This is a genomic window from Streptococcus mitis (assembly GCF_905187535.1).
Classification (GTDB): Bacteria; Bacillota; Bacilli; order Lactobacillales; family Streptococcaceae; genus Streptococcus; species Streptococcus mitis_BS.
Genome location: NZ_CAJJIE010000059.1, coordinates 21,947 through 48,002 on the forward strand (window position 1 = coordinate 21,947; position 26,056 = coordinate 48,002).

Here is a 26,056-nt window from a genome sequence, read left to right on the forward strand (position 1 = left end):
TTATTGTACGTCATCTAATAAATTGTTACTATTTCCAAAAAAATTGAAAATTATTCTACTGTTTTACAACTTTAAAACGATCAATCAGAACAGCAATTAAGATTACAACTCCTTTTACTACTTGTTGCCAAAATGCTGAAACACCAATAATATTAAGTCCATTATTCAAAACTCCAATAATTAAAGCACCTATTAGAGTCCCAAGTATACGACCTTTACCTCCAGATAAAGAGGTTCCTCCAAGAACAACAGCTGCAATAGCATCCATTTCATAACTAGCACCTGCTGTTGGTTGAGCAGAACTTAAGCGTGATGTTATAATTAATCCAGAAATTGAAGCCATAATACCTGATATTGAATAAATGATAATTTTCACTTTATTTAATTTCACACCTGATATATATGCTGCTTTTTCATTCCCCCCTATAGCATATACAGATTTACCAAATGCTGTTTTATGAAGTAAAACATATAAAACAATAAATACAATAAACATAATAATTACAGGAAATGGAATTCCTACTATGTAACCTTGCCCCAAAAATTGAAATAAGAATGTATCACTTAATCCTTTTGTAATAGGATTCCCATTTGTATAAACAAGTGTTGCTCCCCTAAAAATAGTCATAGTCGCTAAAGTGACGATAAATGGAGCTAATTTCCCGTAGGAAATCAATAACCCATTCATCATACCTAGAATGCAACCCAAAATTAAAGAGATGAGAATTGCTAACGTAACAGGCATTCCAGATCCTAATAAACCTGCTGTTAGCGCGCTGGATAAGGCTAAAATTGATCCTACTGATAAATCGATTCCACCTGTTAGAATAACAAAAGTCATTCCAAAAGCAATCAGTGCATTTGATGTTACTTGCAATAGTAAATTTAACAGATTATTTGCTGTTAAAAAATTTGAATTGATAATAGTGATGACAGCCATTAAAATTATCAATGCTATTACCGTTGTCAATTCTGACATGTACTTCATAGTATTTTTCACACTATTGTCCTCCTGTAGCTAGTTGCATAACTTTTTCTTGTGTAGCTTCTCGACGTGTTAATTCCCCACTAATTCTACCTTCATGCATGACCATAATGCGATCACTGACTCCAATCACTTCTGGTAAATCTGAAGAGACCATAATAATCGGTACACCTCGTTCAGCTAATTCATTCATTAATTGGTAAATTTCACGCTTAGCTCCAACATCTACCCCACGAGTTGGCTCATCTAAAATCAGTACTTTTGGTGCAATACCTATCCATTTTGCTAAAACTACTTTCTGTTGATTACCACCAGAAAGTGTCCCAACTTCCTTATCTGGATAACCTGATTTAATTTGTAACCTATCAATTAAGCGTTGTACAAATATACCACTTGTTTTATTATCGAAAATGCCATTTTTAACAAAATCACGAGTACTAGGTAAAGTCATATTATCTTTAATAGAAAAATCTAAAATCAATCCCTCATCTTTACGATCTTCTGTTAAGAAACCAATTCCATGCTTAATTGCTTCAAAAGGATTTTTAATTATCAGTTGTTCTCCGTTTATTATAATTTGACCAGATTTTAAAGAATCAATTCCAAAAATTGCTCGCATTATTTCAGTACGACCAGCACCCATCAAACCAGAAAAACCAAGAATTTCCCCTTGACGTACATAGAAAGAAATATCCGTAAAAGCATCACCAGAAAGATTCTTAGCTTGAAAAACAATATTCCCAATCTCAGCCTTTTTTTCTGGATAATAATCTTCTAATTCACGGCCTACCATCTTCTGAACTAATTCATCTGCATTAGTTAACTTCGTTTTCTTGGTATCAATTACAAACCCATCCCTCATAACAGTTATAAGATCTGTGATCTTAAAGATTTCTTCCATCCGATGTGAAATATACACAATACCTACACCATCAGATTTTAATCCTTCTATCACTTTAAAAAGTGTTTCAGTTTCACGATCAGTTAAAGCTGCTGTGGGTTCATCCATAATTAACAAGGAAACTTCTGATAATAAACATTTTGCTATTTCTATCATTTGTTGTTGTCCGACTGATAATTGACCAATGATTGCATCGAGAGGAATAGAGATATTAAGACGTTTAAATGCTTCTTTAGCTTTCCTTTCCATACTAACTTTATCTAGAAACCCAATCGAATTTTTAATTTCTCTTCCTAAAAAAAGATTATCAAGTACAGTCATATCTGGCCAAGTATTCATTTCCTGATGAATAAAACTCAGTCCAAACCGTTCTGCCTCTTGAGGATTAGAAAATGTTTTTTCTTTTCCATCAATAAAAATAGTTCCTGAAGTAGCTGGAAAAAGTCCAGTTAAAATATTCATTAAGGTTGATTTGCCTGCGCCATTCTCCCCCATTAAAGCATGAACTTCTCCTGAATTAAGAACCAAATCAATACTTTCTAAAACACGATTATTCCCAAAAGATTTTGAAATGTTCTTCATTTCAATTTTCATAGGCAACCCCCTTCTAAATAATAACTCCTGATTGCAAGATTATATTCGAATATGGTGTATCTTCCCCAGTGCGAATAACTGCCTTAACTTTAGTATTCATAGCTTTCAATTCTTCATGACTAATATATTCAATAATTATATTCGATCCTAAAAGATCTAGAACTGCTTGCCACTGTTCTTTGTTTTTTTCCTTAATTTCTTCTGCTAAGAAAATTTTTTCAATAAGTACATGATCTGAATATTCTTTTAAAACTTCTAAAAAACTTGGACTACCTTTTCTTAATGCTAAATCAATTTTATCAACACCTTTTGGAACTGGCAATCCTAAATCTCCGATACAAACCAAATCCATATGACCTAAATCATCAGCTAGTTTCGCTATATTACTATTTAAAATCCCATATTTCTTCATATCCTGAATGCTCCTTTATTTCTTTCAAACTCGGCATACCTCCTTGCGCTCCAAATCTTTGAACAGAAAGATGTGAAGCAATCGTTGCAAAGGACAATGCAATATCCATCTCTTTTCCTTTTGAGATAGCATAAGCAAAAGCACCATTAAACGTATCTCCTGCTCCTGTAGTATCAACTACTTCTGCTTTTATAGCAGGAATTTTCTTAACTGCTGTCCCATCATAATAAATAGAACCTTCAACTCCTAATGTCACAATCATTTTATTAGGATAAATTTTAATAATTTCTTCTAATTTCTTATCTGGAAAAAGCTCTGAACATTCGTGCTCGTTAGGAGTAATAAAATCACAAAAAGGAATCATCTCTTTGTCTGTTTCTCTAGCTGGTGCAGGATTGTAAAGAACCTTAACTTGATTTTCTTGGCAAAATTTAGCTATAGATAAGTTGGCTTCATGTGGTATTTCATTCTGTAATACAACAATACTTGCATCACTAAGTAATTTCCACTCATTTTTCCAATCATTTGTTTTAACTAAATTATTAGCTCCGGGATAATAAATAATCCTATTATCACCTCCATATAAAGTAATTTGTGCAACTCCTGTAGACTGTGGTACCGTTCCCACATATGCTGTAGAAATATCATTATTTTGCAGATTACTTAATAAATCTGCTGAAAAAATATCTTCTCCTACGTTCCCAAATATGTAAATATTATCTTCAACACTGGATAATCTACCAATAGCTACAGCTTGATTTGCACCTTTTCCACCTGGAACTATATTAAATGAATCGCCAAAAATCGTTTCACCTCCTTCTGGAATCCTTTTTGTTCTCATAACTAAGTCCATTGAAATGCTTCCAACAACAACAATTTTACTCATTTCTTTCTCCTTAATGTATTTCTTTCTATGTACCTAACAGGGAGTTTAATTTTAGCTTCATCTATAGAGAACTTATTTGCCATATTATAGATTAGCTTTGCAGCCTGTTCTCCCATTTTATATGATGATTGGTGGATAGTTGATAAAGAAGGATAAATAAATTGACTAAGTACAATATCATCATAACCAATGATTTGAATATCATCTGGAATTTTTTTCCCAATTGCTAAAATTTCATGAATATAAGCTATCGCATGAATATCAGAAGGTGCTATAATACTATCAATATTTGGATTTCTTTTTAGATTCTCTTTCGCTTCTTTTTGAATTTTTTCAAAGTCAAAAGTTTCACTTTCTTCAATACAAATTTCTAAATTTTTATTCCTCAAATAGTTTAAACTTGCTTCAAATCGTTCCACAATATTCTCAGCTTTATCATCTAAAACTTTGATGATCATAACCTGCTCAGCGCCAGCATTCCAAATTGCTTTAGCAGCCAAACGTCCACCCAACTGATTATCAGAAAAAACACCGTAGCCTGTATCTTTACTAATCCGGTCAACCACAACAACAGGTAATGTTAGATTTGGAAATTCCTTTGTAAAGTCAAGGGTTGTTATAATACCAGCTGCATTTGTTTTTAACAAAAGGTTTATATATTCTTCTAACGAATCATGATCTGAAATAGTACCAACCATAATCCTATAACCTTTATCTTTCAAATATGATTCGGCTCCTCGAACCAATCTTGGGAAGAACGGATTAGAAATATCTGGCAATAAGAGTCCTACCATTTGATTTTTTTTAGTTTTTAAAGATTGTGCTAATACATTTGGTGTGTAATTTAATTTCTTGATAGCATTTTTTATCTTTTCTCTCGCATCATCTCCGACATAGCCTTTTTTCGAAATATATCTTGAAACTGTTGACTTTGATACTCCGGCTTCTTCAGCAACCTGTTTTATTGTAGTCATCACTCCTCCTTTTTATTGTGGAACCGTTCCCTTATTTATATAGTAAGCGTTTTCTTTTGTTTTGTCAATACTTTTTTAGAAATATTTTAAATTTATTTCAGAGTACACATGTTTTTACTAATCTCCTATTACTATTAGATACGAAACACAACAAGACCTCCACTATATCGAGGAGGCCTTGGATCAGCTCGGTTATTTAGTAAAAGACTAGAAGATTTTCTTCTCCCAATCATCTTCTGTACGGCGAGGGTAGAAAAATTCAGATTTGTCCGGAGCTTCCATCATCTCCATCAAAGGTAGCATATCATAGGCCAGATCCAAGTTCGGAATCTGGTCTTTTTGCACCCAAGAAACTTTTCCCTCTTCTGAAGAGCGAAGGGTACCAGTAAACTCAGTCGCCTTGTAACAAACGACAATATAGCGCCCACCTGTATCTAGTGGCCAATTTTTAATGCCGACAAGTTGAGGATTTTGGATAGTCAATCCTGTTTCTTCGTAGATTTCACGAATGACAGACTCCGCAAAAGCCTCACCATTTTCTACATGACCTCCAGGAAAGGCATAACCTGACCAGCGATTGGTTTCAGGAGCGCGATACTGCATAACCACGCGCTGGGTTTCGAGATCTTCAATCAAACAAATATTTGTTAAAATCGTTAATTGGGAACGGGACATATTTTCTCGCTTTCTAATTTATTAAATTTTTCGACTTGGTACCAGTACCATTAGCTTCTACTTTTTAAAATTATTTAGAATAGAATACCATCCGTTTTTCCTTTATGGGCTTTCCAAGTTCAAGTAGCTTTTCTTGTCCATCAAAAGTAAAGCCCATTTTTTGATAGAAAGCAATGACTCGCTTATTATCTTTCAATACCCATAAGAAAATTTCAGAAAAATGATTAAGAGCAGTCAAAGCTGCTCTAACTAACTTTTGTGCGATACCTTTTCCATAATAGTCTTTTAAAACATATAAAGCAATAATTTCACCAGCTTGAATAGTCTCATCACGAAAGTTTCCATAACTGATAAAACCAACTACCTTCATGCCATCTATCGCAATCAATGTATTTTCTGGATACTTTTGACTAAAGAATCGACACCTTTCCAATGTCATTGTCTCCTGAAATTCTGCAGGCAAAAGGTCGTCATAAGCCTCTCTCCACGCTTTCCAGTGAACGAGAGATTTACTTTCTATCTCTTCAGGAGTTTCCATTGATTTGATAACAACCGTCATTTATTTTCTTCTCCTTAATCCAACAGTCTGACTTCCTTTGCTACTTTTTGTAGAAATTTTTCTCTTGTTGAACTTGTATTCACTTCACGTCCTAACTCTCCTAAGATTGAAACCCTCTTTGTTTTGATACCGCAATGATTCAGGACAGCATTCTTTAATACTGATATTCCATAACTGTCTGGAATATTAATCGGACCTGAAAATACTTTGTACCACCAAGTTGGTGCCATGGAGGTTGCATAAATACTAGCTGTTTTTCCTTTTAGTAACTTTTTAAACTGATTACCTCTCAAGTAGTTCAAAATAAAGCTTCCTCGATTATTTGCTGAGTATGCAATGCCTGGCGTAAAAACACGATCAATCCACCCCTTCAATAGACTAGGCATACTACTCCACCAAATTGGATAAACAAAAATGAAATGATCTGCCCACTGAATTAATTCCTGAGATCGTAGAATAAACGGATCGTCCTCCATCCTTTGTCGATAACCATAACGTAAAACAGGATCAAACTCTTCCTCATTAAGATTAATCATTTCAAGTTCATGTCTCTTTGAGTCTATATTTTCTACAATCGTTTGAAAAATTGCTTGGCAGTAACTTTCTTTATCAGGATGTCCATTAATAACTAAAATATTCATAAAATTCCCCTAATCCAACGCCTTGACTTCCAGCATCATATCGCGAATCTGTGCAGCCAGTTCAAAGTCAAGCACTTCGACAGCTTCTTGCATTTGTTTTTCTAGTTTCTTGACAAGTTCTTTGCGTTCTTGTTTGTTGAGACTATTGATATCGACTTCTTTTTCTTCTTCCTTGGCAACTGCCTTGGTCACAGCAATCAGATCACGGATTTCTTTCTTGATTGTCTGAGGCACAATACCGTGTTCTTCATTATAGGCCATCTGGATTTTGCGACGGCGAGCAGTTTCATCGATAGCACGTTGCATAGACTGGGTAACTGTGTCAGCGTACATGATGACATGGCCTTCGCTGTTACGGGCAGCACGTCCAATGGTCTGGATGAGTCCACGCTCGTTACGAAGGAAACCTTCCTTGTCAGCATCAAGTATCGCAACTAAGCTAACTTCTGGAACATCAATCCCTTCACGGAGGAGGTTGATTCCAACCAAGACATCAAAGACACCCAAACGCAGATCTCGGATAATCTCTGTCCGCTCTAAAGTCTTGATATCCGAGTGCATGTACTTAACCTTGATACCCATTTCTTTGAAGTAGTCGGTTAAGTCCTCTGCCATCTTCTTGGTTAAGGTTGTGATAAAGGTACGCTCATTCTTCTCAACACGGGCATTAATTTCACCTAAGAGATCATCAATCTGTCCCATAGTCGGACGGACTTCCACCTCTGGATCCAAGAGTCCCGTTGGACGAATGATTTGCTCAATCACTGTCTCAGTCTGTTCATTTTCATAATCACCTGGTGTCGCTGAAACGTAAACAATCTGATGTACATGACTTTCAAACTCCTCCCGACGGAGAGGACGATTGTCCAGAGCAGACGGCAAACGGAAACCATAATTAACCAGCATTTCCTTACGAGAGCGGTCTCCATTGTACATTCCCTTGATTTGTCCCATAGTCATATGACTCTCGTCAATCATAATTAAGAAATCATCTGGAAAGAAGTCGAGAAGCGTATAAGGTGGCTCACCTTCGCTACGTCCATCCATGTGGCGTGAATAGTTTTCAACCCCGTTGGTATAGCCCATCTCACGCAGCATTTCAATATCATACTCTGTCCGCTGTTTCAAACGTTGGGCTTCAAGCAATTTACCTTCCTTCTCAAAGATAGCTAGTTGCTCCTCCAACTCGGCTTGAATCTTTGCAATGGCAACTTCCATGTGGTCGTCATTGGTCACAAAGTGAGTCGCAGGGAAAATTGCCAAATGATCCACTTCTCCCAACACCTGACCTGTCAGAGCCTCAACCTCACGAATACGGTCAATTTCATCTCCAAAGAATTCTACTCGAAAGGCATGTTCATCACGAGAGGCTGGGAAAATCTCTACCACATCCCCACGAACGCGAAATCTTCCCCGTTGGAAATCAATATCATTACGTTCAAACTGGATGTCAACTAAGTCATTCAAGAGTTTATCACGAGAAATCTCTAGACCAGGACGGAGACTAACGACACTATCAGCGTATTCCTTGGGCGAACCCAAACCATAGATACAAGAGACTGAAGCTACGACGATAACATCATTACGCTCCAGAAGGGCTGAAGTCGCTGAGTGACGAAGTTTGTCAATCTCATCATTGACAGAGCTATCCTTTTCAATATAGGTATCGCTAGAAGGGACATAGGCCTCAGGTTGGTAATAATCATAGTAAGACACAAAGTACTCAACTGCATTTTCAGGGAAAAATTCCTTAAACTCCCCATAGAGCTGTCCTGCTAGAGTTTTATTGTGGGCGATGACCAGAGTTGGTTTATTGACTTTGGAAATGACCTGACTCATGGTATAGGTCTTCCCTGTACCCGTCGCCCCCATCAGAATCTGAGCTTTTTCTCCCCCCTCGATATTATCAACCAACTGCTCGATAGCTTGGGGTTGGTCTCCTGATGGTTGATATTTTGATACTAGTTTAAATTGATTGTCTGTAATGCGATTAATCATAAGAATCCTCTCTCGATGTGCTATTCCTATTTTAGCATACTTGTAGCATTTTCACGAAGAAAAGGACGGACCGAAGTCACATCCTTTCATTTTCTTTCTTTAATTGATAGGCGAGATAGACAATCAGCAGTAGCAAGACCAGACTTGTCATGACAGAACCTTCAATCCCAAAAGAACCACCTGATAGCCAGGCTTGATTGCCTTGTGGTAAAAAGGTCATCAGAGATGTTCCTGATGGTTGACCACTAACTAAAATCCCAAAGAGATTGCCCTGAGCAAAATTCCAAGCGCCATGAATACCTGCTACCCCCCAAACTGTATCTGTTTTGAGGAGGTAAAGTGACATGGCAACTCCGAATAAAAAGAGATTCACTAGAGATAGAGGGGTTAGACCAGAATTGCCCATATGAAGCAGGGTAAAGAACATGCTAGATATGACAACAGCAAGTTTTAAATTGGTTCTTGAAGCCAATTGAGGAAGGAGCCAAGCACGGGCCACCACTTCTTCTGTTGTCCCCTGTAAAATCCAAAATGGGATAGTAAAGACAACAAAGGCAAGCGAATAAGGATTCAAGTGAATAGACTCCAAACGATATTGCCCTAATGCTACTAAACCTAACAAGGTCAGAAGAAAAAGTGCCAGACCTAAACCAAATCCCTTAAGAAGATTACTGAGGAAATTTTCTTTATAAAATCCTAAAGTTCGAATAGGTCTTTTCTCAACTTTTCTAGTCCATCTGAACACAGTGTTGAGAACGAAACCAAAGGCCAGCAATTCTAAAATTAAACGAAAGTCACTTGTTTTATCCATCAAGCTCTGTTGCAATGTCTGCAAATAGGTTGCAAGATTTTGACCAGCCTCTCCAAAATTTCTAGCAAGTCCGATGAGAGCTAACAAACTAATACCATACAGAGTATAAGCCACAAACTCTCCTATGAAGACAAAAGCAAAGGCTAACAAGGGGCTTGTGTAAAGGTTTAACCGCATTTGAGAAGCTTGGAAGTCTTTAAATATTCTTTTGTTCTTCATATTCCTGTCCTCTTTTCTTCTACTATATACTATTATTATAGCACTTTATAGTAGCAATTCAAGAAGGAAAAGAAAATATAGATGTTATATTTTCTAACACGAAAATATAAAAATTTGCCTTTTTTTACTTTTTCTGATATAATGGGAAAATATTCGGAAAAGGAGACTAAAAATGAAGAAAAAATTTCTAGCATTTTTGCTAATTTTATTCCCAATTTTCTCATTAGGTATTGCAAAAGCAGAGACGATTAAGATTGTGTCTGATACCGCCTATGCACCTTTTGAGTTTAAAGATTCAGATCAAACTTATAAAGGAATTGATGTTGACATTATCAACAAAGTCGCTGAGATTAAAGGATGGAATATTCAGATGTCCTATCCTGGATTTGATGCAGCGGTAAATGCGGTTCAAGCTGGTCAAGCTGACGCTATCATGGCAGGGATGACAAAGACTAAAGAACGTGAAAAAGTCTTCACCATGTCTGATACTTACTATGATACAAAAGTTGTCATTGCAACTACAAAGGCACACAAGATTAGCAAGTACGACCAATTAACTGGCAAAACCGTTGGTGTTAAAAACGGAACTGCTGCTCAACGTTTTCTTGAAACAATCAAAGATAAATACGGTTTTACTATTAAAACATTTGACACTGGTGATTTGATGAACAACAGCTTGACTGCTGGTGCTATCGATGCTATGATGGATGACAAACCTGTTATCGAGTATGCCATTAACCAAGGTCAAGACCTCCATATTGAAATGGATGGTGAAGCTGTAGGAAGTTTTGCTTTTGGTGTGAAAAAAGGAAGTAAATACGAGCACCTGGTGACTGAATTTAACCAAGCCTTGGCTGAAATGAAAAAAGATGGAAGTCTTGATAAAATCATCAAGAAATGGACTGCATCATCTTCTTCAGCAGTGCCAACTACAACGACTGCAGCAGGTCTAAAAGCAACTCCTGTTAAAGCTAAATACATCATTGCCAGTGATTCTTCTTTTGCACCTTTTGTGTTCCAAAACTCAAGTAACCAATTTACTGGTATTGATATGGACTTGATTAAGGCAATCGCTAAAGACCAAGGTTTTGAAGTTGAAATCACCAACCCTGGTTTCGATGCCGCTATCAGTGCTGTTCAAGCTGGACAAGCTGATGGTATCATTGCTGGTATGTCTGTTACAGATGCTCGTAAGGCAACTTTTGACTTCTCAGAATCCTACTACACTGCTAATACTATCCTTGGTGTCAAAGAATCAAGTACCATTGCTTCTTATGAAGATTTGAAAGGGAAGACAGTCGGTGTTAAAAACGGAACCGCTTCTCAAACCTTCCTAACAGAAAATCAAAGCAAATACGGTTACAAAATCAAAACCTTCGCTGATGGTTCGTCAATGTATGACAGTTTAAACACTGGTGCCATTGATGCCGTTATGGATGATGAGCCTGTTCTCAAATATTCTATCAGCCAAGGCCAAAAATTGAAAACACCAATCGCTGGAACTCCAATCGGTGAAACAGCCTTTGCCGTTAAAAAAGGAGCAAATCCAGAATTGATTGAAATGTTCAATAACGGACTTGCAAACCTTAAAGCAAACGGAGAATTCCAAAAGATTCTTGATAAATACCTAGCTAGCGAATCTTCATCTGCATCAACAAGCACTGTTGATGAAACAACAATCTGGGGCTTGCTTCAAAACAACTACAAACAACTCCTTAGCGGTCTTGGTATCACTCTTGCTCTAGCTCTTATCTCATTTGCTATTGCCATTGTTATCGGAATTATCTTCGGTATGTTTAGCGTTAGCCCCTACAAATCTCTTCGTGTGATTTCTGAGATTTTCGTTGACGTTATCCGTGGTATTCCTTTGATGATTCTTGCAGCCTTCATCTTCTGGGGAATTCCAAACTTCATCGAGTCTATCACAGGCCAACAAAGTCCAATTAACGATTTCGTAGCTGGTACCATTGCCCTCTCACTCAATGCGGCTGCTTATATCGCTGAGATCGTTCGTGGTGGTATTCAGGCTGTTCCGGTTGGTCAAATGGAAGCCAGCCGAAGCTTGGGTATCTCTTATGGAAAAACCATGCGTAAGATTATCTTGCCACAAGCCACTAAATTGATGTTGCCAAACTTTGTTAACCAATTCGTTATCGCTCTTAAAGATACAACCATCGTATCTGCCATCGGTTTGGTTGAACTCTTCCAAACTGGTAAGATTATCATTGCCCGTAACTACCAAAGTTTCAAGATGTATGCAATCCTTGCTATCTTCTATCTTGTAATTATCACACTTTTGACTAGACTAGCGAAACGCTTAGAAAAGAGGATTCGTTAATGGCAAAATTAAAAATTGATGTAAATGATTTACACAAGCATTATGGAAAAAATGAAGTTTTAAAAGGAATTACGACTAAATTCTATGAAGGAGATGTTGTTTGTATCATCGGCCCTTCAGGTTCTGGTAAGTCAACTTTCCTCCGTAGCCTCAATCTTCTAGAAGAAGTTACTAGTGGTCACATCACTGTGAACGGTTATGACTTAACTGAAAAAACAACCAACGTTGACCACGTCCGTGAAAATATCGGAATGGTTTTCCAACACTTCAACCTTTTCCCACATATGTCTGTTTTAGACAACATCACTTTTGCTCCTATTGAGCACAAGTTGATGACTAAGGAAGAAGCTGAGAAATTGGGAATGGAGTTGCTTGACAAGGTTGGGCTAGCAGATAAAGCTAATGCTAATCCAGATAGCCTATCAGGTGGTCAAAAACAACGTGTGGCCATCGCTCGTGGACTTGCAATGAACCCAGATATCATGCTCTTTGATGAACCAACTTCAGCCCTTGACCCTGAGATGGTCGGAGACGTACTGAACGTTATGAAGGAATTGGCTGAGCAAGGTATGACCATGATTATCGTAACCCATGAAATGGGATTTGCCCGTCAAGTTGCCAACCGCGTTATCTTTACTGCAGACGGTGAATTCCTAGAAGACGGAACACCTGATCAAATCTTTGATAACCCACAACACCCACGTCTGAAAGAGTTCTTGGACAAGGTCTTAAACGTCTAAACTCAAACTGTAAGGAAATCCTTACAGTTTTTTTCTATCTCGTATTGGATTTTTTGATTTTTCGGAAAATTATGTTAGAATTAAGTTTATGAAATGAGGTTTCCTCATACCTAGCAAGACTAGGAATAAAAATAGAAATTAGGTAGCTAGATGTCATCTAAGGTTATTGTTACAATTTTCGGTGCGAGTGGAGACCTGGCTAAACGCAAGCTCTACCCTTCCCTTTTTAGACTATATAAATCCGGCAATCTTTCCGAGCACTTTGCAGTCATTGGAACTGCTCGTCGTCCTTGGAGCAAGGAATATTTTGAATCTGTTGTAGTCGAATCGATCCTTGATTTGGCAGATAGTACCGAACAGGCTCAAGAGTTCGCTAGCCACTTCTACTATCAAAGTCATGATGTCAACGATACAGAACACTATATTGCTTTGCGTCAATTGCAGGCTGAACTAAATGACAAGTACCAAGCTGAACACAACAAGCTCTTCTTCTTGTCTATGGCGCCTCAATTCTTTGGAACCATTGCCAAACACCTCAAGTCTGAAAACATTGTGGATGGTAAAGGTTTTGAACGCTTAATCGTTGAAAAACCATTTGGTACAGATTACGCAACTGCAAGCAAGTTGAATGACGAGCTCCTAGCAACATTTGACGAAGAACAAATTTTCCGTATTGACCATTATCTTGGTAAGGAAATGATCCAAAGTATCTTTGCAGTTCGCTTTGCAAACCTGATTTTTGAAAATGTTTGGAACAAGGACTTTATCGATAATGTTCAAATTACTTTTGCGGAGCGCTTGGGTGTAGAAGAGCGTGGTGGCTACTATGACCAATCTGGTGCACTCCGTGACATGGTACAAAACCACACACTACAACTTCTTTCTCTCCTTGCTATGGACAAGCCAGCAAGCTTTACAAAAGACGAGATTCGTGCCGAAAAGATTAAGGTCTTTAAAAACCTCTATCATCCAACGGATGAAGAGCTTAAAGAACACTTTATCCGTGGTCAATACCGTTCAGGTAAGATTGATGGCATGAAATATATCTCTTATCGTAGTGAGCCAAATGTGAATCCAGAATCTACAACTGAAACCTTTGCATCTGGTGCCTTCTTTGTAGACAGCGATCGCTTCCGTGGTGTTCCTTTCTTCTTCCGTACTGGTAAACGTCTGACTGAAAAAGGAACTCATGTCAACATCGTCTTTAAACAAATGGATTCTATCTTTGGAGAACCACTTGCTCCAAATATTTTGACCATCTATATCCAACCAACAGAAGGCTTCTCTCTTAGCCTAAATGGGAAACAAGTAGGAGAAGAATTTAACTTAGCTCCGAACTCACTGGATTACCGTACAGATGCGACCGCAACTGGTGCTTCTCCAGAACCATACGAGAAATTGATTTATGATGTCCTAAACAACAACTCAACTAACTTTAGCCACTGGGATGAAGTTGGTGCGTCATGGAAATTGATTGACCGTATCGAAGAGCTCTGGGCCGAAAATGGTGCCCCACTTCATGACTATAAAGCTGGAAGCATGGGACCTCAAGCAAGCTTTGACTTACTTGAAAAATTCGGTGCCAAATGGACTTGGCAACCAGATATCACCTATCGTCAAGATGGTCGTTTAGAATAAAAAAATTTCCTGCAAGTTTGTACCTTGCAGGATTTTTGCTTCTGATTAGATTAAGCCTTCCAAGAGACCCTTCATAAAGTTTTCTGAGTTAAACTCTCCAATATCATCGATTTTTTCACCAAATCCAATCAATTTTACAGGAATATTGAGTTCTTCTCGGATGGCTAGAACAACACCACCTCGAGCAGTTCCGTCAATCTTAGTCAAGACAATTCCCGTTAAAGGAGTGATTTTCGAAAATTCTTTGGCCTGTACAAGAGCGTTTTGACCTGTTGATGCATCAAGTGCCAAGAAGGTTTCATGCGGAGCTTCGGGCACAACACGTTTGATAATACGACCAATCTTCTCCAACTCAGCCATGAGGTTGTCCTTGTTTTGCAGACGACCAGCGGTATCAATCATAAGAATATCGATACCTTCAGCTACAGCACGTTCCATGCCATCAAAGACTACACTGGCTGGGTCAGCTTTTTCAGGTCCAGTCACAACTGGAACATCCACACGGCGTCCCCATTCTGCTAGCTGTGCAACTGCACCTGCACGGAAGGTATCTGCCGCAACCAGCATGACCTTCTTACCAGCTTGTTTGTAGCGGTGAGCTAGTTTCCCGATAGAAGTTGTTTTCCCAACACCATTAACCCCAACAAAGAGCATGACTGTCAAGCCATCTTGGAAGTGGATACTTTCATCATAGTTGCCATCCTTTTCATAAAGCTCAACCAATTTCTCAATGATGACACGGCGAAGTGCATCAGGTTTCTTGGCGTTTTCAAGCTTGGCTTCGTAGCGTAACTCCTCTGTTAAGTTTGAAGCTACCTGCACACCGACGTCGCTCATGATCAGTAGTTCTTCCAGTTCCTCGAAAAATTCCTCATCAACAGAGCGGAAATTGGCAAAGAAGGCATTCAAACGAGCACCAAATCCTGTACGAGTTTTCTTGAGACTTCGGTCATATTTTTCCTGAACGGTTTCTTCTACCTGAGGCGTTTCTTCTTCAAGAACTTCAGAACTATTTCCTTCTACAGTCTCTAGGAGCTCAGTATTCTCTTCCTCTGTGACTTCTTCTGAGTTTGGAAATTCTTCTATTTCTTCTTGAGAAACTTCTACAGTTGGTTCTGAATCATAATTTTCTTCAACAGTTTTTTGGATTTCCTCTTCTTCGAGTAAAGCTTGTTCAACAATTTCAACCTCTGCTTCTTCTTGAAAAACTTCCTCAGCTTCTGTTAAGGCAGGCTCAACATCTTCAGACAAATCAAGATTTTCCAGAGCTTCTTTTACAACTTCTTCGATTTTAGGTTCTTCTTTTTTTCCGAATAGACGGTCAAATAATCCCATATCTTAATTCTCCTTTAGCACATATTCTTCGATAGCCCAGGCGACAGCTTCCTCATCGTTGGTCATAGGAGTTACCACATTTGCGACTTCCTTGACTTCAGGAACAGCGTTTTGCATGGCAACACCGAGTCCTGCCCACTCAATCATAGAAAGGTCATTGGCCTCATCACCACAGGCCATGACTTGGCTTTGGTCGATTCCAAGATGGCTGATTAGTTTAGCCAAACCTGTTGCTTTATGAACATTCTTTGGTGACCACTCTAGCAACATTTCACGTGATTTAAAGATTTCATATTGATCAAACAATTCTGGAGAAATCTTCTGAATGGCTGCATCCAAGGGTTCTTGAGCAAAGGCAGTCACGCATTTGTTGTAGGTCATTTGACTAGACAAGTCTGCAAAGTCCACTGGAACAAAAGTCAAAGCTGGATTAAATTTGGCATAAAGACTTTCTTGGTCGGATTGAATTTGATAAACAGTTCCTTCTGAGATAGCATCAAAAGGCAGTGATAATTTCTCTGTTTCCTCATACAAGCGTGCCACATCATCATATGAAAAAACTGTCTTATCAAGGATTTCACCTGTATTTTTCTGAACCAAACCACCATTAAAAGTAATGGTATACTCATCTTCTTGGCCTTCAGTCCCTAGCTCATGGAGAAAGAAATCCATAGCTTTTAAGGGACGACCAGTTGTCAATACAACCTTAATACCACGATCACGCGCAGCTTTCAAGGTTGCCTTGGTACGATCCGTCAACTTTTTATCAGTAGTCAGCAAAGTCCCGTCCAAGTCCAATGCAATCAATTTTATATCTGCCATTATAAGCCCTCCATATAAGCTATAACCGACTGGTCCTTATGGTGACCAATCACTGTCTCTGCTAATTCTAAAATTTCAGGTCGTGCATTTTCAGGAGCTACAGGATGTCCCACAACCTGCATCATATGCAAGTCATTTAGATTGTCTCCAAAAGCCATAACCTGATCCATTGTGATACCAAGTTTTTTAGCCAATTCAACAATAGCCACACCCTTATCGACATAGTCCAGAACAATATCAATGGATTCAAAGCCAGTTGTCATGGCCTTAACACCAGGCACGTTTTCGTTTACCCAAGCCTCCCCAGCTTCCAGCGTTTCTTCTGTGAAGTTGGTTGTAAATTTGAAAATGTCATCTGTGATATCTTCCAAACTCGCTACTTTTTGGATATTTTCATTATAGTGCTGACTCACTTTTAAATAAGTCTCATCAACTGTATCTAGCACATAAGAGCCTTTTTTCCCCGTCAAGAGCAATTTATTGATATCTACATAAGGTGACGTTTTCAGCTTTTCAAAAGTTGCCAGATAAAACTCACGAGACATGGTCGCTTCATACAAGTCTTGACCTTGATATTCTACCAAACTGCCATTTTCCGCGATAAAAATAATGTCATCACGAACATCAGCAAATAATTTTTCTAGAGATAAAAATCCGCGCCCCGAAGCCACCGCAAAGTAAATCCCTTTTTCCTTGTAGGAAACCAAGAGAGACTTGAGGCGGTCCATATCAAAGCGTCCATTCTCATCTAGGAAGGTTCCGTCCATATCTGTTGCTACTAGTTTAATTGTCATCCTTCAATACTTTCTAAATCTTTTAACTTAACTGAAACAATTTTTGAGACACCTGATTCTTGCATGGTCACTCCATAGATGGAATCAGCCGCTGCCATGGTTCCCTTACGGTGGGTCACAACGATAAACTGGCTGTCCTTGTCAAATCGATTGAGGTAATCCCCAAAGCGTTTAACATTGGCTTCGTCTAGCGCAGCCTCTACCTCATCCAAGATAACAAATGGAATGGTCTTAACTCGAATGATAGAAAAAAGCAAAGCAAGAGCCGATAGAGCTTTTTCACCACCACTCATGAGATTAAGAGACTGGATTTTCTTACCTGGAGGTTGAACAGAAATCTCAACCCCAGCTGTCAGCAGATCTCCTTCAGTCAAAATCAGGTCTGCTTGACCTCCACCAAACATCTGCTTGAAGGTCACTTTAAAGGACTCACGAATGGCTTCAAAGGTTGATTTAAAGCGTTCCTTAACCTCATCATTCATCTCTGTAATGGTCTCAAGGAGCAGGTTTTTCGCTGACAAAATGTCATCACGTTGGCTATTGAGGAAATCCATACGGTTGTGTACTTCTTCGTACTGGTCAATAGCTTCTATATTGACAGGACCTAGTGAGCGAATAGCCTTCTCTAAGTCCTTAACCTCTTGCTCCGCCAGATTGAGATTTTCCAACTCATGCGCCTTTTCTAGGGCTTCAGTATAGCTAATCTGATACTGGTCTGTTAATTGACTTTGTAAATGGCGTAAGCGCTCGCTGACCTTTTCTTTCTTAGCTTCAGCACGTGTTTGCTTGCGAATCCACTCTTCATTCTGCTGGCGGGCCTGATCCAAATGACTAGCAATATCATCCAGTTGCCCTTCAATATCATCTAATTCAAACTGCTTACGAATCAAACCTTGTTGGAGGTTTGTTTTCTGCATTTTGGCTTCTTCAGCCTGTTGACTGAGCAATTCTGTATCAACTTTCTCAAGATTGTCAACCTTTTCTTGAAGAAGGCGCTGGATTTCCTCTTGTTCGATATCTAAATTGTCCAATTCTTTTCCTAAACGCTCAATATCAGCTACTTCATAACGTTTTTGCCCTTGTAGTTCTGTCTTAAGCAAGCGAGCTTGCGCTACCTGTTCTTGCAAGTTCTGATAACGTTCTTGGATGGCATTTTTGTTAGACTTAATCTCTTCAATCTCAGCTTCCAGATTTTGCTTGTCACTGGCAATAGTAGCAAGGCGTGCTTGGCATTTTTCCTTATCTGCTTGCCAATCTCCGTCAGAAAGACGATCTAATTCCTCTTCTTGGAGTTTCCAAAGAGTTTCTAGCTCTTCAACTTGCTGACTGGTCTGCTGATAAGCGAGGGATAAGCCCTGCTCCTGAATACGAGCCTGCTCTCCTTGAGATTTGATGGCTTCTAATCTTTCTGACAATGTAGCCATCTGGTCTTGTAAGGTCTTAAAAGTCGCTTCTTCTAAACGAAGACTTGCTTCTTCTTCAGCAATTTCTTTTTGTAATTGCTCCAGCTCTGGCTTGATAAAAATACTGTTATTCTGGCGATTGGCTCCACCTGCGTAAGAACCACCTGTGCGCAACTCTGTACCGTCCAAAGTCACCATACGAACCTGGTAACGTACTTGACGAGCTGCTACACGCGCGTGTTCTACGGTATCAAAAATAGCTGTTGTAGCTAGCAAGTTCTTGAAAATAGCTTCCAGTCTAGTATCGAATGTCACCAACTCATCTGCCATCCCAAGGAAGCCTGGACTTGCTGCGATAGCATCTTGATTCTGACTAGAAATCGTACGAGCCTTGATAGTCGTTAAAGGAAGGAAGGTCGCACGACCGGCTCTGTTTCGTTTGAGGAAATCAATGGCCTTAGTCGCCGCGTTCTCATCTTCTACAATGATGTGCTGACTGCTTGCTCCAAGCGCAATCTCTAGAGCAGTTTGATAATGCACATCAAAGGTCAGGTGCTCACTAACAGCCCCAATTATTCCACCAAGACGGGCCTTTTCTTGGAGAACACTCTTAACACCTGCATAAAAGTTACTATGATTCCTCAGGATATTTTCCAAACTTTTAGCTCTGGCCTGCTTGTTTTTGAGACTATCCAGACGGTCAAATAGTTGACTTTGTTGAGTTTGATAGGAAGCTTTCTGCTCCTCTTGCTCCTTGTCAATAGCTTGATAGTCGGCCAATAATTTCTGAACCTGCTCCTTAGCAGTTTCAAGCTCGTCTTTTTGCTGACTAGCCTTCTCTTTAGCTGTAGCCAGTTGTTCTTTGAATTTTTGTAGTTGATCTGCTTGTTTTTGAGAAAGCTGACGACTATTTTCCAACTCGTTTTCGATACGGGTCAGCTGGTTTGAGACATCTGCTTCTTCTTGTAAAAGAGCTACAAAGCGTTCGCGTAAGAGCTCAATCATTTGATCAGGATCATCTGAAAAAGCCAGCAATTCAGCCTCTAAACGATTGAGTTTTTGATTATTTTGGACTAGATTTTCTTCTAAGAGAGCTAAAGAGCTTTCTTTTTCAGCCTTTTCCTGACTTAGAGTCTTTCTCTTATCCTCCAAAGTAGCCAAACGGACTTGTGCTTCCTGTTGATTCAGGGCTACTTGCTCAGATTCTAATTTCGATAAGGCTAATTTTCTCTCTAAATCACTAATCAGACTGGTCAAATCCATCAAACTGCCTTGGTCTTTGGCCATTTCAGCCTGTAAATCTTGGCGTTGCTTTTTAAGAGTATGATTTTCTTCCTCTAATTTTTCACGCTTTTGGTAATAACTAGTCAATAGTTCCTGAACCTGTGCCAACTCTTCTTCTGTCAAATCTAGTTCAGCCTTATTTTCCTTGATTTGAGCAGCTAAAACATCCAAGTAAATAGCTTTACGTTGGCCTTCCAAATCTAGAAACTTACGAGCATTTTCAGCTTGCTTCTCAAGAGGCTTGATTTGATTGTCCAACTCATAGATAATGTCTTCTAGACGATCCAGATTATCCTGGGTTTGCTGCAGTTTACTCTCAGTTTCTTTTCTGCGAGTCTTGTATTTTAAAACTCCAGCAGCTTCTTCAAAAATAGCTCGGCGTTCCTCAGGCTTAGAGTTGAAAATCTCCTCAACCTTCCCTTGGGAAATGATAGAGAAGGAATCTCGTCCCAATCCAGTATCCAAGAAAAGGTCATGAATATCACGCAGACGGACTTTCTTGCCGTCAATCTTGTATTCGCTATCTCCACTGCGATAGATATGACGTTCTACCCTGATTTCTTGACCTGCATCCTTGATAAATCCGTCATTATTATCCAAAGTCACAACTACAGAAGCATAATTGAGCGGTTTGCGACTTTCTGTTCCAGCAAAGATAACATCCGGCATCTTGCCACCACGGAGACTCTTGACACTAGACTCCCCCAAAGCCCAACGCAGACTTTCTGTAATATTCGACTTTCCAGATCCATTGGGCCCAACAACTGCCGTCACACCTTGGTCAAAGATGACCTTAGTCTTGTCAGCAAAAGACTTGAATCCCTGAATTTCGATTTCCTTTAAATACATGAATCCAGCCCTTTCTCAACGGCATTTTTGGCAGCTTCCTGCTCTGCTAATTTCTTAGAACGACCTTGACCTTGACCGATGCTCTTACCTTCAACGAGAACTTCTACATCAAAAACCTTATCGTGAGCAGGCCCTGTTTCAGAAATCACCTGATAACGAATAGCCACATCCCCATTGACCTGAAGCAACTCTTGGAGATGGGTTTTGTAGTCTGTAATCATCTCAAATTCGCCTGCTTCAACCTTAGGAATCATGACTTGATAGATAAATTCCTTGACTTTGGCCACATCCTTGTCCAAAAGGAGGGCACCAAGAAAGGCCTCAAAGGCATCACCAAGAATGGTATCACGATTGCGACCACCAGATTTTTCTTCCCCCTTACCCAGCTTGATAAACTGATCAAACTGACAATCACGCGCAAAACCAGCTAAACTCTCCTCGCGGACAATCATGGCACGGAGTTTAGACAAGTCACCCTCAGGCTTTTTAGGATATTTTTTATACAGATATTCTGAAATCAATAACTGTAGAACAGCGTCTCCTAAAAATTCCAAGCGTTCATTGTGTGAAATTTTTAAGAGGCGGTGCTCATTGGCATAACTCGTATGAGTAAAGGCAGTCTCCAGTAAATTTTTATCTGCAAATTCGATTGCAAAATGGTTCTTTAGTACAGTTTGTAATTCTTTCATACCAACCTCTTTCTAACTGATAACAGTCCTTTTTATTATATCAAAAAAAGCCCCCTGAGTCACTTTAAAACGGGACTGGAGGGGATTTGGATATTCTTGGATATTCTTTAAAAAGAGATTTTCAGTTTTATACTCAATGAAAGTCAAAGAGCAAACTAGGAAGCTAGACGCAGGTTGCTCAAAGCACTGCTTTGAGGTTGTAGATAAGACTGACGAAGTCAGCTCAAAACACTGTTTTGAGGTTGCAGATAGAACTGATGAAGTCAGTAACATAACTACGGTAAGGCGACGCTGATGTGGTTTGAAGAGATTTTCGAAGAGTTTTAGGGACACATTTAGAGCAGTGTAAAGAAAAAAGCCCTATTTAAAGGCTTTTTTAGGATGTTTACATCCACCCTGAGGGAATCGAACCCCCATCTCAAGAACCGGAATCTTACGTGATATCCATTACACTAAGGGTGGAAACTTGTTTTATTATAACAAAAATCTGTTCTAATAACAAGTTTTTTTCTGGTCAGATAGCCCGTCTTAGTGGGAAGCATCCCCATTCCAGATGGAATTTTTCACGATCACATAATCAACGTGTTTAAGGTCAGCAACCTGACGTCCACCTGCATAAGAAATAGCACTTTGAAGGTCTTGTTCCATCTCAGTTAAAGTGTCTTGCAGATGACCTTTAGCAGGAAGCAAGATACGTTTGCCTTCCACATTTTTGTAAGCACCTTTTTGATATTGTGAGGCTGAACCATAATATTCTTTGAACTGTTCACCATCGACTTCAATCGTTTTCCCTGGACTTTCAATATGTCCTGCAAAGAGGGAACCAATCATGACCATGCTAGCACCGAAGCGGATAGACTTGGCAATATCACCGTGAGTACGAATTCCTCCATCAGCAATAATCGGTTTACGTGCAGCCTTGGCACACCAACGAAGGGCAGCCAATTGCCAACCACCTGTACCAAAACCTGTCTTGACCTTGGTGATACAAACCTTACCAGGACCAATTCCAACCTTAGTAGCATCCGCACCAGCATTTTCAAGTTCACGCACGGCTTCTGGTGTTCCCACATTTCCAGCAATGACAAAGGTATCTGGCAATTCTTTCTTGATGTGTTGAATCATAGAAATCACGCTATCCGCATGACCATGGGCAATATCAATCGTGATATATTCCGGAGCATCATCCTTGAGCTGGCTAACAAAATCATACTCATAGTCCTTAACACCAACAGAAATGGACGCAATGAGCCCTTGCTCATGCATGCGCTTAATAAAAGGAATACGTCCTGCCTCATCAAAACGGTGCATAATGTAGAAGTAACCACCTTTAGCCAGTTGCTCTGCTACATTTTCATCCAAAATCGTTTGCATATTAGCTGGCACAACAGGTAGTTTAAAGGTGTGATTTCCTAAAGTGACACTTGTATCCGCTTCTGCACGGCTTTTAATGACACATTTATTTGGAATCAATTGAATATCTTCGTAATCAAAAATTGGAAATTCATTTAACATATCGATGTCTCGTTTCTTTTGTAATGACCTACCTATGCTTGCGCATCTCTACGCCTTTTCCGACGTTTCCTTAATTAATTATAAATCAAAGTACAGATTTTGTCAAATAATTTTATAAATTAAAATATAATGTTCGGATTTTTCTTGCGTAAATAGAAAAAAGAGGGGAAATTGTTTTCTCCCCACTCCTTCTCTATTCTAATAATACTCACCCTGGCGGTAGTCCCATGAGTTAAAGGTGTCTGAAAGGTGCATCATGATTTTATCAATGTCAAGTCCTTTACGAATCACAACTGGTGCTGGTGAAGTTGAGCGAGCTCCTCCTTGTTCTGGGATGAGTTTGCCGTCCTTATCGACCATAGACACCATCACACCTTGCTCATAGCGAGTTTCAATCGTTTTGTCAGGCTGGATAGAAGCAACGTAGTCATCTGCCTCGATAACAAGGTCCACTGCTCCTTCGATACGTTCTCCAATACCTTCTACTTTACCACGGTTTCCTTTTCCAGATGGGTTAGCTGATGAGGCATAAACCATCTTGCCTTCTTCCCAAAGTTTGGCAGCCAATTGTTCACCAGCTTTACCAAATTTGATAACAAAACAGCTCGTTCCACGCACGTCAGTCATCAGCTCTTCACGACCATCACCGTATGCTTTGAGTTTTTCAAAAGCTTCTGGTTTCCAAGGAAGGATACAACCAAGAAGAATATCTTCATCCCAATGTTTTTGGTAGAAGGCTTCAATTTCTGGGTTAAGTTGTGCTAAAGCACGAAGCTCATCCATGCTACCGCAGAGAACAACACCTGGTTTGTTACGGTTACGCTCTTTGGCTGCGAACTTACGCTCAAGTCCTGCCTTATCGCTGGTCATGATAATGTAACCAACTTTAGTAGGGCAAACGATACATCCGCCCTCACCTTTTAAAATGTCATAGCCTTCTTGTGAAAGTGTTCCGTTCCATTGAATGTGTTTTGTCATAGTTCTATTTCCTTTTCTAATTTTCTTCTAATCCTGCCAGTAGGCTGGTCGTTGTTTTTCATAGGCAGCAATCAAATCTTCATACTGCAAGGTAATTCCGATATCATCCAAACCATTTGAGAGCTTGTGTTTCCACTCGCTATCAATTTCAAAAGTGAACTCTCCAACCGGTGAGATGATTTTCTGTTGTTCCAAGTCCACAGTTACCTGGTCAGTCGGTTTGAGCTGGGCTAGCTTTTCTCTAACCTCTCTAGGCTGAACAATAGGCAACATGCCATTATTGAGTTCATTATTGTAATGAATATCCCCAAAAGATCCTGCAATCACGACCTTAAAACCATAGTCTGCTAAGGCCCAAGCTGCATGTTCCCTCGAAGAACCTGCCCCAAAGTTATCCCCTGAGATAAGAATACTGGCTTTACGATATTCAGGCTGATTAAAGACAAAGTCAGGATCCTCAGTATACTTGTCGTCCAGATAACGCCAAGCATACATGAGGTACTTACCAAAGCCTTTTTTATCAATTAACTTTAGAAACTGCTTGGGTAGGATTTGGTCGGTGTCGATGTTATCATTCATGAGAGGAACAGTCGTTCCCGTATAAACTGTAAATTTCTCCATATCCTCTCCTTACTGGGCTTCTGACATTTGCCGAACATCTACGAATCGCCCTGCGATAGCTGCCGCAGCTGCCATAGCTGGACTACAGAGATGAGTCTTAGCGCCAAATCCTTGTCTGTCTTCAAAGTTTCGATTGCTGGTTGAGGCGCAGTGAACACCATCAGGTACCTTGTCAGGATTCATCCCTAGGCACATAGAGCAACCCGGGTCTCTCCACTCAAATCCAGCATCTAGAAAGACCTTGTCCAAGCCCAACTTCTCAGCAGCTCGTTTCACAGGACGAGAGCCAGGAACCACAATTGCTGTTAAATTGGGTGCTATCTTCTTCCCTTTGACAAATCGCGCAGCCAGCTGTAAATCGCTGAGCCGGGCATTAGTACATGAACCAATAAAGATATATCCTAGTTCAATATCAGCTGGCTTTTGACCTGGCTCCAAGTTCATGTAATTGTAGGCTCTCTCATCATTCATATCCTTAATTTCTGGGAAGCTACTGTCAAAGTCAACTCCCATAGCAGGATTGGTTCCCCAGGTCACCATAGGAGCTAGGTCTGAGACATCCATCCGGATAACCTTATCGTAAACGGCATCATCATCACTGACAATTGTTTTCCAGTCCGCCACAGCCTCCTCGAAAGCTTCTGGAACACATTCCCGTCCCTTGATATAATCAAAGGTGGTTTGATCCGGATTCATGATTCCCATCTTGGATCCAAACTCGATGGACATATTGCAGATGGTCATTCGCTCTTCCATGCTCAGTGCATCAATAGCCTGTCCACGATATTCCACGACATAACCAACACCACAAGCAACGCCGTATTTAGCAATTAAGGCGAGAATGAAATCCTTGGAATAAACTCCTTTTTGAGGAACACCAGTGAATTCTACCAGCATTTTCTTGGGTTTGACCTGCCAGAGGGTCTGTGTCGCAAAGACATGCTCAACCTCACTGGTCCCAATTCCAAAAGCGATTGCTCCGAAAGCTCCATGGGTTGCCGTATGGCTGTCTCCACAGACAATGAATTTCCCTGGTTGGGTCCGTCCTGTTTCTGGACCAACCATGTGAACAATTCCTTGTTTTTCAGAACCGTGGGCCGCATGTTCAATCCCAAACTCCTCAACATTTTCAGCCAGCTTATCAATTTGAGCCTTAGAAATCACATCTCGAATATCATAGATATTGACTGTCGGGACATTGTGGTCAAAGGTTCCAAATGTCAAGTCTGGTCGTCTCAATCTGCGACCTGCGTCTCGTAGTCCTTGAAATGCTTGCGGACTGGTCACTTCGTGGATATAGTGCTGGTCCACATACATGAGTTGGGGTTGCCCCTCTTCTCCTGTGATGACATGACGGTCCCATAATTTATCAAAAATCGATTTTCCTGCCATCCA

Annotated in this window: 22 protein-coding genes, 1 tRNA gene and 1 pseudogene; 4 read left to right on the plus strand and 20 right to left on the minus strand. The window is 39.7% G+C overall.

Going from position 1 to position 26,056, the window contains the following annotated elements; translation table 11 throughout:
- Positions 1-55 precede the first annotated feature (55 nt).
- Genes JQ841_RS05905 through JQ841_RS05925 form a run of 5 tightly spaced genes read right to left on the minus strand, consistent with a single transcriptional unit; the run spans position 56 to position 4,752 of the window.
- The gene (locus JQ841_RS05905; protein WP_004248623.1) at positions 56-1,000 is read right to left on the minus strand and encodes an ABC transporter permease subunit; all 945 of its coding nucleotides are present in this window, start codon (positions 998-1,000) and stop codon (positions 56-58) included.
- 1 nt (position 1,001) lies between these two features.
- Positions 1,002-2,480 carry a sugar ABC transporter ATP-binding protein gene (locus JQ841_RS05910; RefSeq protein WP_033685159.1) on the minus strand — a complete coding sequence of 493 codons (1,479 nt, stop codon included), beginning with the start codon at positions 2,478-2,480 and terminating at the stop codon, positions 1,002-1,004.
- A 13-nt stretch (positions 2,481-2,493) separates the two neighbouring features.
- On the minus strand, positions 2,494-2,892 hold the full coding sequence (gene rbsD, locus JQ841_RS05915) for a D-ribose pyranase (RefSeq protein ID WP_000759835.1): 399 nt from the start codon (positions 2,890-2,892) through the stop codon (positions 2,494-2,496).
- Positions 2,867-3,778, minus strand: a complete 912-nt coding sequence (gene rbsK / locus JQ841_RS05920; RefSeq protein WP_024057579.1) for a ribokinase — start codon at positions 3,776-3,778, stop codon at positions 2,867-2,869. Before rbsK ends, rbsD begins: the two co-directional genes overlap by 26 nt.
- On the minus strand, positions 3,775-4,752 hold the full coding sequence (locus JQ841_RS05925; RefSeq protein WP_000207598.1) for a LacI family DNA-binding transcriptional regulator: 978 nt from the start codon (positions 4,750-4,752) through the stop codon (positions 3,775-3,777). Before JQ841_RS05925 ends, rbsK begins: the two co-directional genes overlap by 4 nt.
- 133 nt (positions 4,753-4,885) lie before the next feature.
- On the opposite strand from JQ841_RS05925, the pseudogene JQ841_RS05930 reads away from it, so the two are divergent.
- Positions 4,886-4,963, plus strand: a pseudogene (locus tag JQ841_RS05930) (DNA-binding transcriptional regulator); the annotation flags it as partial.
- Here JQ841_RS05930 and JQ841_RS05935 read toward each other — a convergent pair.
- From JQ841_RS05935 to JQ841_RS05955, 5 genes are all read right to left on the minus strand, one after another.
- Complete coding sequence (locus JQ841_RS05935; protein WP_033685160.1) at positions 4,960-5,427, minus strand: 8-oxo-dGTP diphosphatase; 468 nt, start codon at positions 5,425-5,427, stop codon at positions 4,960-4,962. The pseudogene JQ841_RS05930 and the gene JQ841_RS05935 sit on opposite strands and share 4 nt — an antisense overlap.
- Before the next feature lie 70 nt (positions 5,428-5,497).
- Positions 5,498-5,986: a GNAT family N-acetyltransferase gene (locus tag JQ841_RS05940; protein ID WP_203180407.1), complete on the minus strand. Its 489-nt coding sequence runs from the start codon at positions 5,984-5,986 to the stop codon at positions 5,498-5,500.
- A 14-nt stretch (positions 5,987-6,000) separates the two neighbouring features.
- Positions 6,001-6,627 carry an NAD(P)H-dependent oxidoreductase gene (locus JQ841_RS05945; protein ID WP_024057962.1) on the minus strand — a complete coding sequence of 209 codons (627 nt, stop codon included), beginning with the start codon at positions 6,625-6,627 and terminating at the stop codon, positions 6,001-6,003.
- A 9-nt stretch (positions 6,628-6,636) separates the two neighbouring features.
- The gene (gene uvrB / locus JQ841_RS05950) at positions 6,637-8,625 is read right to left on the minus strand and encodes an excinuclease ABC subunit UvrB (protein WP_203180408.1); all 1,989 of its coding nucleotides are present in this window, start codon (positions 8,623-8,625) and stop codon (positions 6,637-6,639) included.
- 76 nt (positions 8,626-8,701) lie between these two features.
- Positions 8,702-9,655: a CPBP family intramembrane glutamic endopeptidase gene (locus tag JQ841_RS05955; protein ID WP_203180409.1), complete on the minus strand. Its 954-nt coding sequence runs from the start codon at positions 9,653-9,655 to the stop codon at positions 8,702-8,704.
- 172 nt (positions 9,656-9,827) lie between these two features.
- Here JQ841_RS05955 and JQ841_RS05960 point away from each other — a divergent pair, with 172 nt between their 5' ends.
- From JQ841_RS05960 to zwf, 3 genes are all read left to right on the plus strand, one after another.
- Positions 9,828-11,993 (plus strand): ABC transporter substrate-binding protein/permease, encoded by a 2,166-nt coding sequence (locus JQ841_RS05960; RefSeq protein ID WP_084928466.1) that lies wholly within the window; start codon positions 9,828-9,830, stop codon positions 11,991-11,993.
- Positions 11,993-12,733: an amino acid ABC transporter ATP-binding protein gene (locus JQ841_RS05965; RefSeq protein ID WP_001096315.1), complete on the plus strand. Its 741-nt coding sequence runs from the start codon at positions 11,993-11,995 to the stop codon at positions 12,731-12,733. The genes JQ841_RS05960 and JQ841_RS05965 overlap by 1 nt, the downstream gene beginning before the upstream one ends.
- A gap of 150 nt (positions 12,734-12,883) precedes the next feature.
- On the plus strand, positions 12,884-14,371 hold the full coding sequence (zwf, locus tag JQ841_RS05970) for a glucose-6-phosphate dehydrogenase (RefSeq protein ID WP_004254180.1): 1,488 nt from the start codon (positions 12,884-12,886) through the stop codon (positions 14,369-14,371).
- Positions 14,372-14,416: 45 nt separating this feature from the next.
- Here the strand turns inward: zwf and ftsY are convergent, their stop codons facing one another.
- The 10 genes from ftsY to leuC form a co-directional block, all read right to left on the minus strand.
- Complete coding sequence (gene ftsY / locus JQ841_RS05975; RefSeq protein ID WP_203180410.1) at positions 14,417-15,706, minus strand: signal recognition particle-docking protein FtsY; 1,290 nt, start codon at positions 15,704-15,706, stop codon at positions 14,417-14,419.
- Between the two features lie 3 nt (positions 15,707-15,709).
- On the minus strand, positions 15,710-16,528 hold the full coding sequence (locus JQ841_RS05980) for a Cof-type HAD-IIB family hydrolase (RefSeq protein WP_203180411.1): 819 nt from the start codon (positions 16,526-16,528) through the stop codon (positions 15,710-15,712).
- Positions 16,528-17,322 carry a Cof-type HAD-IIB family hydrolase gene (locus JQ841_RS05985; RefSeq protein ID WP_023946891.1) on the minus strand — a complete coding sequence of 265 codons (795 nt, stop codon included), beginning with the start codon at positions 17,320-17,322 and terminating at the stop codon, positions 16,528-16,530. Before JQ841_RS05985 ends, JQ841_RS05980 begins: the two co-directional genes overlap by 1 nt.
- On the minus strand, positions 17,319-20,858 hold the full coding sequence (gene smc / locus JQ841_RS05990; RefSeq protein ID WP_203180412.1) for a chromosome segregation protein SMC: 3,540 nt from the start codon (positions 20,856-20,858) through the stop codon (positions 17,319-17,321). The genes JQ841_RS05985 and smc overlap by 4 nt, the downstream gene beginning before the upstream one ends.
- The gene (rnc, locus tag JQ841_RS05995) at positions 20,849-21,547 is read right to left on the minus strand and encodes a ribonuclease III (protein ID WP_000661487.1); all 699 of its coding nucleotides are present in this window, start codon (positions 21,545-21,547) and stop codon (positions 20,849-20,851) included. The genes smc and rnc overlap by 10 nt, the downstream gene beginning before the upstream one ends.
- Before the next feature lie 390 nt (positions 21,548-21,937).
- Positions 21,938-22,009, minus strand: a tRNA-Arg gene (locus JQ841_RS06000).
- 66 nt (positions 22,010-22,075) lie between these two features.
- Positions 22,076-23,062, minus strand: coding sequence for a GMP reductase (locus JQ841_RS06005; protein ID WP_203180413.1), 987 nt, complete (start codon positions 23,060-23,062; stop codon positions 22,076-22,078).
- A 198-nt stretch (positions 23,063-23,260) separates the two neighbouring features.
- On the minus strand, positions 23,261-24,040 hold the full coding sequence (locus JQ841_RS06010) for an L-threonylcarbamoyladenylate synthase (RefSeq protein ID WP_000160498.1): 780 nt from the start codon (positions 24,038-24,040) through the stop codon (positions 23,261-23,263).
- A gap of 27 nt (positions 24,041-24,067) precedes the next feature.
- Complete coding sequence (gene leuD, locus JQ841_RS06015; RefSeq protein ID WP_000410618.1) at positions 24,068-24,661, minus strand: 3-isopropylmalate dehydratase small subunit; 594 nt, start codon at positions 24,659-24,661, stop codon at positions 24,068-24,070.
- A gap of 9 nt (positions 24,662-24,670) precedes the next feature.
- Positions 24,671-26,053, minus strand: a complete 1,383-nt coding sequence (gene leuC, locus JQ841_RS06020) for a 3-isopropylmalate dehydratase large subunit (RefSeq protein ID WP_203180414.1) — start codon at positions 26,051-26,053, stop codon at positions 24,671-24,673.
- Positions 26,054-26,056: the final 3 nt, after the last annotated feature.